Source organism: Janthinobacterium sp. PC23-8 (assembly GCF_002250505.1).
GTDB lineage: Bacteria > Pseudomonadota > Gammaproteobacteria > Burkholderiales > Burkholderiaceae_D > Janthinobacterium.
The window spans coordinates 124,087-140,117 of the sequence record NZ_NJGY01000003.1 but is presented as its reverse complement, the minus strand read 5'-3'; the positions used below and the strand labels follow the sequence as shown (position 1 = coordinate 140,117).

The following is a 16,031-nucleotide window of genomic DNA, read 5'->3' as shown; positions in this document are numbered from 1 at the left end:
TAATGTGCGTAAATATTTCCATACGGAAATTAAATTCCCCGGCATCCATGATCATTTTCTACACGTTCTCGCTGTCGTGCGAGCAGCGCTTTGGTGCTTGCTGGCTAACCTTCTCCACTATAAATAATAATCAAGGAAGCGTGTCATGACTCCTTTTCAGTATCGCCTGCGCGCAGTTCCACTGCTGCCGCTGGTATGGGCGCTGTCTGCCTGCGGCGGCGGCGGCGAGCAAACGGCAACGCCCCCCACCGCGCAGCTGAGCGCGCAAGTGTCGTCGGAAACCGTGCTCACGCCTGTGGGTGCGAGCGCCAGTTCCGCCGAACGGGGCGACCTGTCGGCGGCGGCCGCCATCGACCGCAACGACGGCACGCGCTGGGGCAGCGGTTTTACCGATGCTGAAAACCTGACGCTCGATTTCGGCACGTCGACCTTGATCACGCGCGTGCGCATTTCCTGGGAAAACGCCCATGCCAGCAGCTACCTGCTGCAGGTATCGAATGACCTGAACAACTGGACCACCATCCGCAGCGTGGAAAACAGCAGCGGCGGCGTCGAGGACCTCACGGGCCTGTCGGGCCAGGGCCGCTATCTGCGCATGCAGGGCGTCAAGCGCGCCGGCCAGTACGGCTATTCCATCTTCGAGATCCAGGCGTTTTCGGGCACGCCCGCCACCGTCCCGGGCGCGCCGCCGGTCACGCCCCCCGTAGTGCCCGCCGACCCGACCCAGCCGGGCGTATTGATCAAACCTGTCGCCGCCACCTCTTCGCCGCTGGAAAACCCGGGCATGCCGGCCGCCATGGCGATCGACGGCAAGAGCGCCACGCGCTGGGCCAGCAGCTTTGAAGACGGCGCCTGGATACAGTTCGACTTCGGCGCACCCACCGCCATCGGCTATCTGCAGCTGCAATGGGAAAACGCCTACGGCAAAGAGTACGCCTTGCAAACCTCGAACGATGGCAGCAGCTGGACGCAGGTGCGCTATGTCACCAACGGCAAGGGCGGTACCGAGGAATTTTTCAACCTGGGCGTCAACGCCCGCTATCTGCGCCTGCAGGGCGTGGCGCGCGCCACCCAGTATGGCTATTCGCTGCTCGAAGCAGTGTTCAAGTCGCCCGGCAGCGACAACACCCTGCCGGGCACCGCCACCTCGGCACTGAAGTTCCCGTTTGACGGCAGCGCCTTGGTTCCGCTTCCCACCAGCAAGGAACCGCTGGAAACGCTGCAGTTCTCGCTACCCGACGGCACCCTGGTGACGCGCTTCGGCGCGCGCGGCCTGGCCCGCCATGGCCGCGAACGGGGCGAAGAATGGAACGAGGCCGGCTATGGCCCGAACGAGACGGTCGATCCGGTCACCGGCCTGGCCGTCGACAAGGGACCGGGCAATTACCTCACCTTCGTACCGCAGTACTTCAAGAACCGCACCTGGGGCGTGGAGATCATCGACAACAGCCGGGTAGCCGGTGTCGTCAAACCGACTTTGATCGTCAACCAGTACACCACGGTTGACTTTTTATCGGGCGGCGTGGCCTTCTTTCGCGGCTTCGACCGCCCTGGCGTGACCGGCTACGGCTGGATGTCGCCCGGAGAACTGGTGGACCGCAATGTTCCGGTGTGCAAACCGCTGGCCTACCCGGCCGCCGGCAAGCTCACTACCGCCAACGGCATCAACGGCGCCTGCACCCTCCTGATCAAGGACTATCCGGGCCACGGTGGGCTGGACGCCAACGGCATGCCCAATGGCGTCGACGTCAAGGCGCGCGCCCTGACGGCGGGCGACATCATCGAAGTGTCGCCGTCGATGTTTTCCACCAAAGAGGCGATGGCCGCCCAGGGCGACGACGGCGGCATCCGCTACTACTCCTATGAGTGGACCTATGTGGTGGGCGCCGGCCTGCGGCCCTGGTATGGGGTGCAGCCGCGCCTGAACTCGGTGCCATTGCCGGCCGAAACGCTCTCCGGCGGCATCGGTTCGGTGTCGTATAACTATTCGGACAACGCCCTGTTCATGTTCCAGCAGCCACACAACCATATCGGCATGCAGAACATGCAGCGCTTTGTCGAAGGCAGGCGCCTGGTGCACACCAATTTCCGCAGCGGCGAACACAATGAAGGCGGCAATGACCGCTACGCGCCAGCCGTCGGCCTGCAGGGCCAGCGCTATACCCAGTCCGCCTGCATCGCCTGCCACGTCAACAATGGCCGCAGCCCGGCGCCCGCCGCCATCAACCAGCGCCTCGACACCATGGCCGTGCGGGTCGCCGCGCTGAACGCAAACGGCCAGCAGGTGCCGCATCCGCAATACGGCACGGCGATCCAGATGAATGCGGTTTCAAGCACGGGCGCGCCGCAAAACTGGGGCAATGGCGTGGCCGTCGGTGGCTTCGAGACCAGCCAGGTCACCCTGGCCGACGGCAGCAAGGTTCAATTGCGCAAACCGACCCTGGCTTTCGAAGGCCAGGTGCCGGCCATCGTCTCGCTGCGCGCCGCCCCGCCCATGATCGGCACGGGCCTCCTGGAAGCCGTGCCGGAAAGCGACATCCTGGCGCGCACGCGCTCCACGCCCGACGCCGACGGCGTCAAGGGCCAGGCGAACTTCGTGTTCGACCCGGAAAGCGGCGCCGTGCGCCTGGGCCGCTTCGGCTGGAAGGCGGCCAAGGCCACCTTGCGCCAGCAGGCGGCCGAAGCCCTGCTGCTCGACATGGCGGTCACTTCCCCCGTCTACCCGAACCGCGCCTGCATGGCCGGCCCTGAAGCGTGCGCGGCCGGCGGCAAACAGACCGGCATTGCCGAAGCCGACCTGCAGTCGATTTCGCATTACCTGGCGCTCGTCGCCGTACCGGCCCAGCGCAGCATCGCCAGCGGTTTCCCCAAGGGCGTGGCGCCGCTCGACGAGCACCAGGTCGATGCGCAGCAGGTGGCAGCAGGCTCCAGACTGTTCCAGGGCATGCGCTGCGCTGCCTGCCACACGGCGGAAATGAAGACGGGCAGCGGCCATCTGTTTGCCGAACTGCGCGACCAGACCATCCGTCCCTACACCGACCTGCTGCTGCACGACATGGGCCCCGGCCTGGCCGACAAGTTTACCGAAGGCCAGGCGCAAGGGGCCATGTGGCGCACGGCTCCCTTGTGGGGCATCGGCTATACGGAAAAAGTGATGGGCAAGGAAGGCAAAACGGGCTACCTGCATGACGGCCGCGCACGCAGCCTGACCGAAGCGATCCTGTGGCATGGCGGCGAAGGCGCCAGGGCGCGCCAGCGTTTCGAGGCCTTGTCAAAAGCCGAGCGCGACGCCTTGCTGGCGTTCCTGAAGTCGCTGTAACGATGCAAACGGGCCGGCGCCCACGCGCCGGCCGATCCTTCAGTCCTTTTTCTTGATCAGCCCCGCCAGCGCCGCAAACGGATTGTGCGTGGCCGGCGCCACCTCGGCCGACAGCAGGCCGGCGCCGCGGTCCGCTTCCAGGTAGCGCGAGTGTTCATTGTCGTGGCAATACAGGCACAGCAGCTCCCAATTGCTGCCGTCGGGCGGGTTGTTATCATGGTTGTGGTCGCGGTGGTGCACGGTCAGTTGCTGCACGTTGGCGCGCGTGAATTCGCGCATGCAGCGCCCGCAGATCCACGGATACATTTTCAGCGAACGTTCACGGTAGCCGCTCTCGCGCTGATCGGCGGCGCGGCGCGCTTCGGCGACGATTTTATCGAGCCGGGCCGCATCGGGCTTTTTAGTCTGCATGGCAAGCAACTTTCAAGTTGGAAGTAAGAAGCCGCCATTTTAACGCCAGCGCCAGTCAGGCCGACCCCAGCGGCAGCACCATGTTGCAAGAGAGCAACTTATCTATCTTGAATTTCGCCATGCCGCGTTGATTTAGCGCAAAATAAGTCTACGCGCATCCCTTTTCCATGACTCTCGCGCGCAAGCCGACAATGACAAAAAACCTGCAACGACTGGCCCGCCGGGTCTGTAGCATCAGCCCGCTTCCGCTGTTCGCGCTGCCGCTGCTGCTCGCACTGTGGGGCGGTCTGGTCTACCAGGTGGGCCAGGAACGCGCCGCCGCCACCCGCGACGCGGTGGCGGCCAGCCAGTCGCTGGCGCGCACCCTGGCCGACCATACCAGCATTATCCTGCGCCAGACCGATCACGCCACCCAGCTGTTCAAGCTGCGCCATGAAGCGAGCGGCGCGCGCCTGTCGCTGGCGCAGTTCACGCGCCCCCAGGGTCTGCTCGACAGCGTGCTGCCATCGAAGCTCGAACTGCCGGTCGCCGTCACCGACGCCACCGGCAATATCGTCGACAGCGCCAACGGCCATGCGTCCGCCAACCTGGGCGACCAGCTTTTCTTTCGCACCCTGGCCACCACGCCCGGCGATATTGCCCTGGTCGATACGCCCGTGCTCGACGCGGCCAGCAAGAAGTGGATGATACGCTCGGCGCGCCGCCTGAACGATGCGCAAGGCCGCTTTGCGGGCGCCATCGTGATCCTGGTCGACCCCACTTACTTTGTCGATGACTACGACCGCCTGAACCTCGACGAACACGGCGCGTTGCTGCTGGTCGCGCGCGACAGCGGCGATTCGGTCGGACGCATCGGCGAACAGCTGATCATCAGCGAGAAGCTCGACTTTCGCATGCCGGGCCCGCCCACGCGTGCGCCCGAGGAAGCGGAAGTGACGCCACCGCTGGACGCCACCCCGCGCATCTACAGCTACCGCGACCTGGGCCGTTATCCGCTGCTGGCGGTGGTTGGCGTGAGCCGCGCTGCGGCGCTGGCCTCTTTCGAACACCGGCGCCGCGTGTATATCGGCGTGCTGCTGGCCGCCAGCCTGCTGATCATCGCCTTCATTGCGCTGCTGATGCGCCAGGGCCGGCGGCTGCGGCGCAGCATCCGCCAGGCCAAGGACGCCCAGGCGCTGCTGCGCGCGGCGCACCAGGGCAGCCTGGACTCGGTGATGCTGCTCAAGGCCTGGCGTCCGGCGCCGGGCATGGCGCCCGAAGACTTCATTTTCGCCGACGTCAACGAACGCGCCGCCGACGTGCTGGGCAAGCCGCGCGCCGAACTGCTGGGCCAGCGGGCGCTGCCGCTCGCGCCGGTGCTGCGCGACGCGCGCTTCTTCCCGCGCTTCGTGCTGGTGATGGAGTCCGGCCAGCCGCTGGAAGACGAATTCGAACTGGCCTTGCCGCATGGCGGCACGCGCTGGGTGCGCCACCAGATCGTGCCGATCAGCGACGGCGTGGCAGTGACCTCGCGCGACATCAGTGCGCGCAAGCGCGATGAACTGGCGCTGCAGGACAACCGCAGCTTCCTGCAATCGCTGATTGATCACCTGCCCGTGCTGGTGTATGTAAAAAGCGCGCGGCCTGAGAACTTTGGCCAGATGGAAGTGTGGAACAAGGCCGCCGAAGACATCACCGGCTACGCGGCGGCGAACATCATCGGCAAGACCGACAGCGCCGCTTTTCCATCGGGCTTCGGCCTGCACGACGACGAGGACGACCGCGCCATCCTGGCCGAACGCGGCGTGATCGACCACCAGGAAAAGCCGCTGCGCCTGCAGGACGGCAGCGTGCGCCACCTGCGCGCCGTGTCCGTACCGGTGTTCGACGAGCGCGGCCAGGTCGAGCATATCCTCGGCATTGCCGAAGACATCTCGCAGCGCCGCCAGCAGGAACTGGCGCTGCGCCAGAACCAGGCCGAGCTGGCGGCCGTCAACGACGCCTCGCCACTCGGGCTGGTACGGCTGGACCGCGAGCGCCGCTGCACCTATGTCAACCGTACTTTTGAAGCGATCACCGGCCAGCCGCGCGCCTCGGCCCTGGGCGCCGGCTGGACCAGCGCCCTGCACCCCGACGATTTCGCCCTGATGCACGCCGCTTTGGCCCAGCTGCGGCGCAGCCAGACGCCATTCCAGTCCACCTTGCGCTGGCTGCACCGCGACGGCAGGCTGGTGTGGGTGTCGATGAAGATCGCCCCCATCATGGTCGACGGCGGCATCGAGGGCTATGTGGGCAGCCTGGACGACATCACCTTCCTGCGCGAATCCGAAGTGGCGCTGCGCGAAAGCGAAGCGCGCCTGCGTACCATCGCCGACGCCCTGCCGGCCATGATCGCCTACATCGACGCCGACGAAACCTACCGCTTCCTGAACCTGGCCTACGAGCGCGAGTTCGGCCTGACGGGCCTGCCGGCGCTGGGGCGCAGCGTGCGCGACAATGTGGGCGCCGTGCGCTACGGCAAGGTGGCGCCGTATATTGCGCGCGTGCTGGCCAGCGAAACGCTGAGCTTTGAAGAGGAAGACATCAAGGAAGGCCTGGAGCGCTGCATGGAAGTACTCTATATCCCGCAGATCGGCGAAGACCATCCGCAGGTGGTGGGCTTTCACGTGATGCGCCAGGATATCACCGTGCAAAAACGCGAAAAACAGCGGCTGCTGCAACTGGCCCAGGTCGACGCGCTGACGGGGCTGTCAAACCGCGCCGGCTTTGTGCAAAAACTCGCCGACGCCATGCACGCCAGCCGCAAGCACGGGCGGCTGATGGCGGTGATGTACATGGACATCGACCGCTTCAAGCCCGTCAACGACACCCACGGCCACGGCACCGGCGACGCCTTGCTGCGCGCCTTTGCCCAGCGCCTGACGCAGACCATGCGCGCCACCGACATCATCGCCCGCCTGGGCGGCGACGAATTCACCATCATCATGGAGAGCATCAGCCGGCCCGAGGACGCGGCCGTGCTGGCCGCCAGTATCGTCCACGCCATGCAGCTGCCATTCGAGCTCGACGGCATCACCGTGCATATCTCGGCCAGCATCGGCGTCGCTTTCTACCGCGATGAAGACCTCTCGCCGGCCGCCCTGCTGCAGCAGGCCGACGTGCTGCTGTACCAGGCCAAGCAGGATGGCCGCAATACCTACCGGGCCGCCGCCATGGTAGCCTAGGACGGATGGTATATTGGCGCTTTGGTCTTCTCGCCGATTCCACCATGCGCCTGCTGCACACTTCCGACTGGCACCTGGGCCAGACCCTGCACAATTATGAACGGGGCTACGAGCACCAGCATTTCCTCGACTGGCTGCTCGCCACGCTGGTGGCCGAACGCATCGACGTGCTGCTGGTGGCCGGCGACGTGTTCGACAACGCCAATCCCTCGGCCGCCTCGCAAAGGCAGTTGTACGGCTTCCTGCGGCAGGCCAGAACGCGCCTGCCGGCCCTGCAGATAATCGTTATCGCCGGCAACCACGATTCGGCCGGCCGCCTGGAGGCGCCGGCGCCGCTGCTGTTCGACTACGGCACCCACATGCTCGGCCACATCCTGCGCGGCGAAGACGGCCAGATCGACCTTGAACGGCTGCTGCTGCCGTTGACGGGCGCCGATGGCCAGGTGGCGGCGTGGTGCCTGGCCGTGCCCTTTTTGCGCCCCGGCGACGTGCCGAAACTGCCGCCAGGCAGCACGCAAGACGCCTATCTGGGCGGCATCGCCCTGCTGTACCAGCAACTGACCGGGCTGGCGCTGGCGCGGCGCGCACCTGGCCAGGCCATTATCGCCATGGGCCACTGCCATATGGTGGGCGGCGAAATGTCGAATGACTCCGAGCGGCGCATCGTCATCGGCGGCACCGAGATGCTGCCCTCGGGCATATTCGACCCGGCCATCGCCTATGCCGCGCTGGGCCATCTGCACCTGGCGCAGGCGGTCGGCGGCCAGCCGCATATCCGCTACTGCGGCAGCCCGATTCCGCTGTCGTTCGCCGAAGTCCATTACCGGCACCAGGTGCTGTGCGTCGAGATCGACGGCGAACAATTGCAAGCGGTGCGCGCCATCGACATTCCGCGCGCCGTGCCGCTGTTGCGCATACCCGACAAACCGGCGCCGGTGGCCGAGGTGCTGGCGCAGTTGGCGGCACTCGACATTGCCGACGCGGCTATCGACGCGCAGCCCTTCCTGGAGGTGCGCGTGCGGTTGGAGGCGCCCGAGCCTGGCCTGCGCGCGCGCATCGAAGCGGCGCTCGACGGCAAGCCGGTGCGCCTGGCCAAGATCGATACGTCAAGCGCGGCGCGCAGCACGCAGATCGAGAGCATGACGCTCGACCAATTGGCGCAGTTGCAGCCCGACGAGATCTTCCGCCGCCTGTACCGGCAAAAATTCGGCAAGGAAGCGCCGCCCGAACAACTGTCGGCACTGGCGGAACTGCTGCTGCCTGGCACACAAATCTGAATCCTCAAGCAACATGAAAATCCTCACTATCAGCGGCAAGAACCTGGCCTCGCTGGCCGGCGAATTCATGGTCGACTTCGAACAGGAACCGTTGGCGTCCGCCGGTCTGTTCGCCATCAGCGGCCCCACCGGCGCGGGCAAAAGCACGCTGCTCGACGCGCTGTGCCTGGCCCTGTACGACGCCACCCCGCGCCTGCTGAAAGTGGCCGGGCGCAATGCCCTGCCCGATGTCGGCAAGGAAACCGTCAACGCCCAGGACACGCGCACCCTGCTGCGCCGCGGCACGCCGGAAGGCCATGCGCAAGTCGATTTCGTCGGCAATGACGGCCACCGCTACCGCGCGCGCTGGAGCGTGCGCCGCTCGCGCACCAGGGCCGAAGGCGCGCTGCAGGCGACAGTCATGCAATTGCACCAACTGCCCGCGCTGCAGGCCATCGGCGGCACCAAGACGGAAGTCAAGGAAGCGATCGAACAGCGCATCGGCCTGTCGTTCGACCAATTTACGCGCGCCGTGCTGCTGGCGCAGAACGAGTTTTCCACCTTTCTGAAAACGGAGGACAACGAGCGCGGCGAACTGCTGGAAACGCTGACCGGCAGCAGCATCTATTCCGATATTTCGATCCGCGCTTTCGAGCGCGCCAAGCTGGAAAAGCAGGTATTGGAGCGCCTTAGCGACAAGCTGGCCGACCAGCGCCCGCTGCCCGGCGAAGAACGGGCGCTGGTGGAACAGCAAAGCAGCGCAGCCGAAGCCGTGCTGCAGCAGCTGGAATTGCGCAAGGCTGTGCTGGAACAGCAACAGCGCTGGCACCTTGATGCGCAGCGATTACAAACCCAGGCCAACGATGCCAACGACGCACTGGGCGCGGCCAGTGTCGCGCATGATGCCGCCGGGGGGCGCCGCGCCGCGCTGGCCCAGTGGGACCTGCTGCAACCGGCCCGCCCGCTGCTGCTTGACGTGGCGCGGCTCGCCAGCGACAGCGAGGCGGCCAGCGTGGCGCTGGCCACGGCACGCCAGCAGGTGCAGCACGCGCTGGCCAGCCAGGAACAGCTGGCGCTGCTTGCCCTGCAGGCGTCAACCCGCTTGCACGCGCAGGTAGCGGCGCAGCGCGCGGCGGCGCCGCAACTGAACCAGGCCAAGGCGCTCGACGCCGGCATCGCTGCGCAACTGCCGGCCCACCGCCAGGCGAAAGACGCAGCGCAGGCGGCCGATGCCGTCAACGATGCGGCGCGCGCACAACTACTGGCCGTGCAGCGGGACCAGCAAGCCTTGACCGCCCAGCAGCAAACGGGATCGCAGTGGCTGGCCAGCCACCGGCACTGGCAGGCGCTGGCGAAAGACTGGACGTTATGGGACCAGCTGTTTGCCCAGGCCGGCCAGGCGGCATCGCAAGCCGATATGCTGGACGCCAGCCTGGCGCAGGCGGCGCTGCTGCTGCGCCAGGCCACACTGGACACCCGCACCGCGCAGGACGCCCTGACGGCGGCGCTCGACAAGACGGCCGCGCTGGAAGAACAACGGGCGGCCGCCATCGCCACCGTGCAAGCGTTTGACGGCGAGCAGTTGCCGGGCCGGCGCCAGCAGCTGGAGCAGCAGGCCCGGATATTGACGGCAGCCGACAGGACCTGGGCCGAGCTGTCGCGCCAGCAGCAACAACTGGCGCAGCGGCAAGCCAAGGCGGCGCAGCTGGCGCAAGCCATCGATGCCGAACACGCGGCGCTGGCGCAGGAAGCGGCCAGCACGCCGGTCATCGAGGCCACGCTGGCGCAGGCCGAAAAAGCCTTGAAAGGGGCGGAAGCGGCATGCGCGGCCAGCGTCGAGCAGCTGCGCGCCACTTTGCTGGACGACGCGCCCTGCCCGGTCTGCGGTGCGCTTGACCACCCCTACCAGCACACCGACCATGCGCTGCAGGCCATGCTGGCCAGCTTGCGGCGAGGGGTGCGGGACTGCCGCGCGCAGGCGCTGGCCAATACCGGCCAGGTGGCGGCGCACCAGGCCGCGTTGAACGGCTTGCGGCGCGAGCAGGCGGCAGCGGCCCAGGAACTTGAGACGCTGCCGCCAGCGATTGCCAGCCTCGCCGCGCAATGGCAAACGCAGTCGGCCAGCCTGCAACTGCCCGAAGACAGCTTGCGCAGCGCCTGGTTCAGCGAGCAGCTGGCCGCCAATCACGCCGGTATGCAGGCGCTGGCCGAACAGGAAGGCTCGCTGCGGCAAGCCAGCGCCAGGCGCGAGCAGGCGCAAGCGGCCTGCGAACAGGCGGCCAGGGAACAGACACGCTTGACGGCGCAGGTATCGGAGGCGCAGGCGCGGCTGGCGCAGTTGCAAGCGCAGCAGGCAGCGGCCAGCGACAAGGGCCAGGCGGCGCGCGCCCACCTTGACGCCTTGCTGGCGCAACTGGGCAGCGCTTTTGGCGACGCCGACGGCGCGGAGGACTGGAAGGACAGCTGGCGCCAGGGACCGGCCGATTTCCGCGCCGCGCGCCAGTTGGAAAGCCAGCAATGGAATAAACAACAAGCAGCCCAGGACGAACGCGGCCATGCGCTGGTGACGGTGGCCGCGCAACTGACGGCGCTGGACACGGCCGCAGCCAAGGCGCGCCAGGCGGCGCAGGACGCCGATACCGCCTTCAGGGCGCTGGACACCAGGCTGATCGCCACCCAGGCCGAACGCGCGTCGTTATGGGACGGCCAGCCTGTGCTGGAGGTGGAACGCACATTGGCCGACGCGGTCGAATCGGCCAGGGTCGACCTGGCTGCGCGCCAGGCCGCAGTGCAGCAGGCCAGCGAACAGCGCACGCGGTTTGACGAAGCGCGCGCGCAAGCCACACAGCGCCTGGACAGCCTGATGGCGCAGTCCACCGTTGCGGCCAACGCGCTGGAAGACTGGCTGCGCCAGTTCCAGCACGATCACCCCGAACAGGCGCCCGCAGATAGCGTCACCTTGCGCGAACGCCTGAGCCTGTCCCCGGAGACCATACGCGCCGAGCGCGACGCCTTGCAGTTGCTGGACAAGCAGCTGGCCGAAGCGCGCACGGTGCTGGCCGAACGGCTGCGCCAGCAAACCTTGCACCAAGACAATCCCCCGCCTGCGCTGGAGGCCGACGTGGCCACCCTTCAGGCGGCGCTCGATGCGCTGCTGGCAGAGCGCAAACAAGTGAATCAGGAGGCTACCGCACTGCGCCTGACTATTGTTCAAGACGACGCGAAACGGCAAAGTGCGCAGGCGATCCTGGGCAAGATTGAGGAACAGGAAAATATCTACCGTCGTTGGGCCGCGCTCGACAGCCTGATCGGGTCAGCCACTGGCAAAGTATTCCGTAACTATGCTCATCAATTCACATTGGAAGTGCTGCTCGGCTACGCCAATGCTCACCTGAACCATCTGGCGCGTCGCTATCAGTTAGAACGTATCATTAATCTCGACAATCCTTCGCTGGGCCTGATGGTGCGCGACCAGGACATGGGCGGCGAGCTGCGCTCGGTGCACTCGCTGTCGGGCGGCGAATCGTTTCTGGTGTCGCTGGCGCTGGCGCTGGGCCTGGCCTCGCTGTCGTCGAACCGCGTGCGGGTCGAGTCGCTGTTCATCGACGAGGGCTTTGGCAGCCTGGATACGGAAACCCTGCGCGTGGCCATGGATGCGCTCGACGGCCTGCAGGCCATGGGCCGCAAGGTGGGCGTCATCTCGCACGTGCAGGAAATGACGGAGCGCATCGCCACCCGGATATTGGTGCAGCCGGGCGCGGGCGGCAAAAGCGTGGTCAGCGTGCGCTGAAGATGGCTTCAGCGTGGCTCGCTGGCCTTTTTTATCTGCAGCAGATGCCAGCCCAGTTCGCGCCGTATCTGTTCCGGTGCGGGCGGCGGGCGGCGCTGCGCCAGTTCCGCCTTCAACCACTGTCTAACGAGTTCCTTGTCTGCCAGTATGCGTTGTTGCATGATGCGACCTTTCAAAGCCCCGATGGCTTATCTTCCCATTGAACGCGCCAGCGTTCCGGGCGTTGACACACACAAGGCTGCACGTGGCGCCGTTGCAACACCCGCGAAAACGGGGCCGCTTGCGTTAAAATCGCGCCCTTCGCCCCGATCCATCACACAAGGACCCCCATGAAAGCCGCCCGCAGCCTTACCTTCAAATGCGTCAAATGCCAGAAAGCCATGCAGGTCTACCTGCAAAAAGTATCGGCCTGCTCGCATATCCAGCCTTACCAGGGCATCTGCCAGTGCGGCGAGCTGAAACGCCACGCCACCGGCCAGGCCGACGCCGTCAAGTCCTACCTGGCGTCGGCCGACGGCAGTTGGTCGCATCACCACTGATTCTTCACCACTGATCCTTCACCACCGATCCCTGTTACAAACCAGCCGTTAAAGAATCTGCGCGGCCTGCCGTTAATTCCGATACAACGTTGATTTGGACAACACCATGGCCACTACCCTGCCCCAGCTTCCCGCCCTCGGCGCGCGCCAGACCGGCGCGAGCACGCTTGCCGGCCAGCAGCCGGCCAGAACCGGCGGCAACGCCTCGGGCGCCGCCGACGCCCTGATGCGGCGCACCTCGCAAGATGTGGTGGCCCTGTCGAAAAAGGGTCTCGACCTGTCGGCGCAGGGGCTGGCGCAGCGCACCGACGCCCTGGGCAACGCCACCGTTGACGTGGCCCAGGATTTCCTCGGCAATATGGCGCGCCAACTGTTTGGCGACGGCGCGGCCATCAGTTTTGACTCCATCGACCTGTCGGCCTCCTCCGGCTATGCGGCACAGGCGTCCAGCAGTTCCGGCGCCGGCGGCACGCGCAATGCGGCCGCCTTCAGCCTGGCGGAAAATGCCCACTTTCTCGGCAAGGGCACGATTACCACCGCCGACGGCCAGAGCTTCGATTTTGAACTGGAAGTGCAGTACGAATCGAAGATCAGCGCCAGCGCGGCCCATGAAACCAGCAACCAAGCTCAGGATCAGGACACCGACACAGGCGAAGACGGCGACCTGCCGACCCTGCAACTGCCGTCGATGAACTTTGCCGGCAGCCTCGGCGACCTGTTCAAGATGCTGGGCCAGCAGCTGCAAAGCAGCATCTACAATGCCGGCCAGGACAGCGCCAACCAGACCACGTCCAAGGCTGGCGACGAAGTGGGCAGCTTGAACCTGCGCTTGCTCAATTTGCTGCAGCCGCCGAAAACGCTTGATGAAGCGGCCCAGCCTTTGGCACTGCCGGCCGACGCCGTGCCGCCAGCCAAGCCGGAGCCGACACCGGAAGCGCAGGCGCGCGCGCGGGCCGTCGCCGACGCCTACGGCGGCAAACCAACGCCATCGCAGTAAGCTGCCGGGACGTATAATGGAAGACGGCCTGCGCAGGCGACCATGCCGCGCGCCACCTTCTTTCGATTGAATCCCATGCCTGACACCCCTACTTCCACCGTTCATCCGCAGATCCACTGGAGCGAAAACGGCGTCGAACAATCGGCCCGCTGGCGCTCGGAAAGCGGCATGCCGCCGCCGAAACGCGTCGTCATCGCCGACGACCGCACGACGGCAGACCAGGCCTATCGCCTCGCCTGCGAAGGCACGGCCATGCTGTGGCGCGGCGACTTCCAGAACGCACGCCAGCTCTTGCAAGCGCTGGCGCGGCGCGCCGACCACAAGCACGACAAGCCCAGCAAGAAAGCCGTGGCCGCCAGGCTGGCGAAACCCGAGCCGAGCGCCACCGAAGCATTCCACCTGCACCGCCAGGCCCAGTCGCAGCGCGCCCGCACCCTGGCCATGCTGCTGTTGCCGTTCGACGCCGACTACACAATTGCACTGCGGCGCGCGCCGGACGTAAAACTGGCCTGCAATGAAGCCTATGGCCGTGGCGAAACGCCGTTCGTCGCCTCGCTGCGCGAACTGCTGGGCCTGATCGGCGCCCACGAATGGCGCCGCACCGGCGTGGAACTGCCGGCCCTGGGCCAGCGCATCCACCCGCACTACGGCGTGTTCGCGCCGATCCGCAGCGAATACGTGGGCCTGGTGGCCGACGCGCCGCTGCCGCCGCGGGCCAGTCTGGCCTTCGATATCGGTACCGGCACCGGCGTACTGGCGGCCGTGCTGGCGAACCGCGGCGTCAAGCGCATCGTCGCCACCGACCAGGACCCGCGCGCCCTGTCCTGCGCCCGCGAAAACCTGGCGCGCCTGGACCTGATCGACAAAGTCGAGGTGGTGCAGGCCGATCTGTTCCCGCCTGGGCGTGCGCCGCTGGTGGTGTGTAACCCCCCATGGCTGCCGGCACGCCCCAGCTCGCCCATCGAATACGCCGTCTACGACCCCGACAGCCGCATGCTGCGAGGCTTCCTGGCCGGCCTGGCCGACCATCTGGAGCCGGGCGGCGAAGGCTGGCTGATCCTGTCCGACCTGGCCGAACACCTGGGCCTGCGCCCGCGCGCGCAGCTGCTGGAGTGGATAACGGGCGCCGGTCTCAAAGTCATTGACCGCCATGACGTAGCCCCTACCCACCCGCGCGCCCAGGATGCGACCGACAGCCTGCATGCGGCGCGCTCGAAGGAAATCACCTCGCTGTGGCGCCTGGCGGCTGCGTAATGGAGGAGTAAGCCGGGCAGCCATTGCGCAATGCAGCAAACCCCGCTATAATTGCGCTGCGGGGTGGAGCAGTCTGGCAGCTCGTCGGGCTCATAACCCGAAGGTCACAGGTTCAAATCCTGTCCCCGCAACCAATTCGAAGCCGTTGATTTCTCGCAAGAGGGTCAGCGGTTTTTTCGTATCTGCGCCCTTGCAGTCGACAGCAGGAGACTACTTGGCAGTCCAAGGCGATCCTTTGGTGTCAGGTGCTCGTTCAAAAAGCGACCCCACAGCGCGCAGTGCCCGCTACCAGCACGCTTCAGCCCATCGGTTTGAAGACTGGTGAAATATCCGGGCTAGCGCATGACCCGGCCAGGCGGATCGCCGAATGTGATCGTCCTGTCGTCGGTCGTTGTCGCAAACGTGGCGAATTCCGATTCCAGTATCACGTCGTTCTCGGGCGCCCAGGCGTATTGCACCGGCTGATCTGTCGGCACGGTTTCGCTTTCACCACGCGACAGGCCGAACTTCTTGCTCAAGCTGCCCGACACCAGATTGACCTGGACGAATTCGTGGTCGCGATTGACGAACGTATGCGATGCCATGCTGTTTCTCCGATTCAAAACGATGAGATGACGTACGCCGGCGTTGCCGTTACACCAGACTCCAGAATGCCAGACTGAAGCCGTCGGCGATGCCACCAAAATTGCCGTTGCCAACGAAATCGTTGCCGGTCCACAAATCAAAATGACCGGTCGCGTCATTCCACGCCACGTGATAGACCAGAATGCCGGCGCGCGCCGGTATTGTGCCAGCGCCGACCGGCTGCCCCGGATTCTTGCTCATACCCCAATATGGCTTGCCGAGCAGCGCAGTGACCAACTCGCCCATCGTCTTGACCTTGAGCACGATGGCGGTGCCATCGCCTTCGATGGCTTCCTTGTATTGCGCCGGAATGCCCACGCCAGCGCCTTTGAGGGCGATCGACAAGCGCACGCAACACGTGTTCGCGTAAAGCGGGTCATCGACCAGCGCAGGCCATTGTCCGCCCATCCGCTCGAACAGTTCCGCTTTCGGATCGGTCGGGTAGTGATCGCGCAGCGCGTCAAATGAAATGGCCATATTCTCGCTCCCCTCTTTACAGAGATAAGGTTTCAAGATTACTGGACAGATCACCGCATAGGCTGATTTTTATCAAAGAAAATAGTTAAATAATCCATCACATCCATTAAAAAAGTAATAATGATTTTTGCGCCAACGGATGGGTCTCGTAACGCTTTGGT

At 65.6% G+C, this 16,031-nt stretch carries 11 protein-coding genes and 1 tRNA gene; 8 read left to right on the top strand and 4 right to left on the bottom strand.

The genetic code is table 11. The features are described from left to right. Positions 1–145 precede the first annotated feature (145 nt). Positions 146–3,319 (top strand): di-heme oxidoredictase family protein, encoded by a 3,174-nt coding sequence (locus CD932_RS20120; protein ID WP_094444597.1) that lies wholly within the window; start codon positions 146–148, stop codon positions 3,317–3,319. Positions 3,320–3,358: 39 nt separating this feature from the next. On the opposite strand, the gene CD932_RS20115 is transcribed toward CD932_RS20120, so the two are convergent. Beyond that, positions 3,359–3,730 carry a YajD family HNH nuclease gene (locus CD932_RS20115; protein WP_094444596.1) on the bottom strand — a complete coding sequence of 124 codons (372 nt, stop codon included), beginning with the start codon at positions 3,728–3,730 and terminating at the stop codon, positions 3,359–3,361. A 191-nt stretch (positions 3,731–3,921) separates the two neighbouring features. Here CD932_RS20115 and CD932_RS20110 point away from each other — a divergent pair, with 191 nt between their 5' ends. The 3 genes from CD932_RS20110 to CD932_RS20100 are packed head-to-tail and all read left to right on the top strand — an operon-like array spanning position 3,922 to position 11,979. Next, a complete protein-coding gene (locus tag CD932_RS20110) occupies positions 3,922–6,933 on the top strand; it encodes a PAS domain-containing protein (RefSeq protein ID WP_094444595.1) in 3,012 nt (1,003 codons plus the stop codon). A gap of 44 nt (positions 6,934–6,977) precedes the next feature. Continuing rightward, positions 6,978–8,210, top strand: coding sequence for an exonuclease SbcCD subunit D C-terminal domain-containing protein (locus CD932_RS20105; RefSeq protein ID WP_094444594.1), 1,233 nt, complete (start codon positions 6,978–6,980; stop codon positions 8,208–8,210). Between the two features lie 13 nt (positions 8,211–8,223). Next, complete coding sequence (locus CD932_RS20100; protein ID WP_094444593.1) at positions 8,224–11,979, top strand: AAA family ATPase; 3,756 nt, start codon at positions 8,224–8,226, stop codon at positions 11,977–11,979. Positions 11,980–11,987: 8 nt separating this feature from the next. On the opposite strand, the gene CD932_RS28995 is transcribed toward CD932_RS20100, so the two are convergent. After that, positions 11,988–12,140, bottom strand: a complete 153-nt coding sequence (locus CD932_RS28995; protein WP_176461073.1) for a hypothetical protein — start codon at positions 12,138–12,140, stop codon at positions 11,988–11,990. Positions 12,141–12,308: 168 nt separating this feature from the next. Between CD932_RS28995 and CD932_RS20095 the strand changes: the two genes are divergently transcribed. The 4 genes from CD932_RS20095 (at position 12,309) to CD932_RS20080 (ending at position 14,903) form a co-directional block, all read left to right on the top strand. After that, complete coding sequence (locus CD932_RS20095; protein ID WP_094444592.1) at positions 12,309–12,518, top strand: hypothetical protein; 210 nt, start codon at positions 12,309–12,311, stop codon at positions 12,516–12,518. A 106-nt stretch (positions 12,519–12,624) separates the two neighbouring features. Next, the gene (locus CD932_RS20090) at positions 12,625–13,515 is read left to right on the top strand and encodes a hypothetical protein (RefSeq protein ID WP_094444591.1); all 891 of its coding nucleotides are present in this window, start codon (positions 12,625–12,627) and stop codon (positions 13,513–13,515) included. Between the two features lie 75 nt (positions 13,516–13,590). After that, a complete protein-coding gene (locus tag CD932_RS20085) occupies positions 13,591–14,769 on the top strand; it encodes a class I SAM-dependent methyltransferase (protein ID WP_094444590.1) in 1,179 nt (392 codons plus the stop codon). A gap of 57 nt (positions 14,770–14,826) precedes the next feature. Then, positions 14,827–14,903 (top strand) — tRNA-Met (locus tag CD932_RS20080). Between the two features lie 201 nt (positions 14,904–15,104). Here CD932_RS20080 and CD932_RS20075 read toward each other — a convergent pair. Both CD932_RS20075 and CD932_RS20070 read right to left on the bottom strand, forming a co-directional pair. Beyond that, positions 15,105–15,353, bottom strand: a complete 249-nt coding sequence (locus CD932_RS20075) for a hypothetical protein (protein WP_094444589.1) — start codon at positions 15,351–15,353, stop codon at positions 15,105–15,107. Positions 15,354–15,402: 49 nt separating this feature from the next. Continuing rightward, entirely contained in the window at positions 15,403–15,906 is a 504-nt protein-coding gene (locus CD932_RS20070; RefSeq protein WP_141213323.1) for a T6SS effector amidase Tae4 family protein, read from the bottom strand. Positions 15,907–16,031 lie beyond the last annotated feature (125 nt).